This window comes from Sphingomonas fucosidasi, assembly GCF_036663855.1.
GTDB classification, from domain to species: Bacteria; Pseudomonadota; Alphaproteobacteria; order Sphingomonadales; family Sphingomonadaceae; genus Sphingomonas; species Sphingomonas faeni_B.
In genome coordinates this window covers 1-1,461 of record NZ_JAXOJR010000021.1, presented here as the reverse complement: position 1 = coordinate 1,461, position 1,461 = coordinate 1, and the positions used below count along the sequence as shown (strand labels likewise).

Below are 1,461 nucleotides of genomic sequence, written 5' to 3'. Positions count from 1 at the left end.
TATCGGCAACATCCCGCCTGCCGAAGCCGAACACCAATATTATGCTGCCGCAGACAACATCGATATGGCGGCGTGACTCACAACCCAAGGCCTCCGGCAGACCCGGGGCGGTTCAGTGCAGTCGATCGAGACGCAGCTGATGATGTGTCGGCGCGAGGTCGCGCGCGCGGGCTGGCAGGAGGTGCTGTGCTTCACAGACGCAGCGGAGTCGGCGGCGACGATGCACCGCCCCGGTATGAAGGCGCTGCTGGCGGCCGTTGCCGCAGGCGGCGTCGACATCGTCTACGCCGACGCCATGGACCGGCTGTCGCGCAGTCAGGCCGATATCGCGACGCTGTTCGACCTTCTCAAGTTTCGCGGCATAGTCCTGGCGACGCGCAAGGAAGGCATAGTCACGCCGCTGCACATCGGCATGATCGGTACGATCAACGCCGAGCAGCTGAGCGCCACCAGCGACAAGACCCGCGATGCGCTGGTGCGTCGTCACGCGATGGGGAAGAACCCCGGCGGCTCTGCGTACGGCTATGAGAAGCGCATCGAGCACGACGGCAATGGCGAACGCATCCGCGGCCTGCAGCAGATTGTGCCGAACGAGGCGACGGTGGTGGTCCGGATCTTCGAAGACTATGCGGCCGGCCTGTCGCCCATCGCCATCACGCGGCGCCTCAATGCCGACGGCGTGCCATCGCCGCGCAGCGGCAAAGCCAGCAGACATCCGCTCGGCAATGCCGCGGCCTGGACGTCCAATACCCTGACCGGCAATGCCGCACGCGGCACCGGCATCCTCAACAACCCGCTGTATGTCGGCCGACGGCCCTACGGCAAACAGACGTATCGCAAGAACCCGGAAACGGGCAAACGCCATGCCTTCGTCAACCCGGAAGACAAGCGATCCGATGACGTCGAGTCCCCGGCGCTCGGCATCGTACCCCTCGAATTGTGGGACAGGGTCAAATCCCGTCAGGCTATGCTATCGCACGGGCCGAAACCGCATACCGAGATGGCTGGCCTGCCCTTCTTCGCGCAACAGCGCCCGCGGTATCTGCTGACCGGCAAGATGAGCTGCGGCAGCTGCGGTGCAAGCTATGCCAAATCTGGCAAGACCCGGTTCGGCTGCCAGGGCGCCGCCAAGAAGGGACCGACCTGGTGGGACAACCGGCTGACGATCCGCCAGGACGAACTCGACGCACGCGTGCTGGCGGGCTTGTCGAGCGAGATGCTGCGTGACGATGTCGTTGCAGCGTTCCTCCTGGAATATGAGGCAGAGACCCGGCGCCTGACAGCGGAAACGGTCAGCGCCCGCCCCGAGCGGGAAGCCGAACTGGCCAATCTCGATCACCAGCTCTGACGTGACCCCCGCCTTTCATCCAGCTGCGACCAGAGACCGACCGTTGTTGTCGCGCAGGAGCGCGGGTGAAGCAACGGTCAGGTTTAAACCCGACCGTTGCTTTTCGAGTTCTG

At 64.6% G+C, this 1,461-nt stretch carries 1 protein-coding gene; it reads left to right on the top strand.

What is annotated here, in order from left to right:
- Positions 1–115 precede the first annotated feature (115 nt).
- Positions 116–1,348, top strand: coding sequence for a recombinase family protein (locus tag U1737_RS20545; RefSeq protein ID WP_332798081.1), 1,233 nt, complete (start codon positions 116–118; stop codon positions 1,346–1,348).
- Positions 1,349–1,461 lie beyond the last annotated feature (113 nt).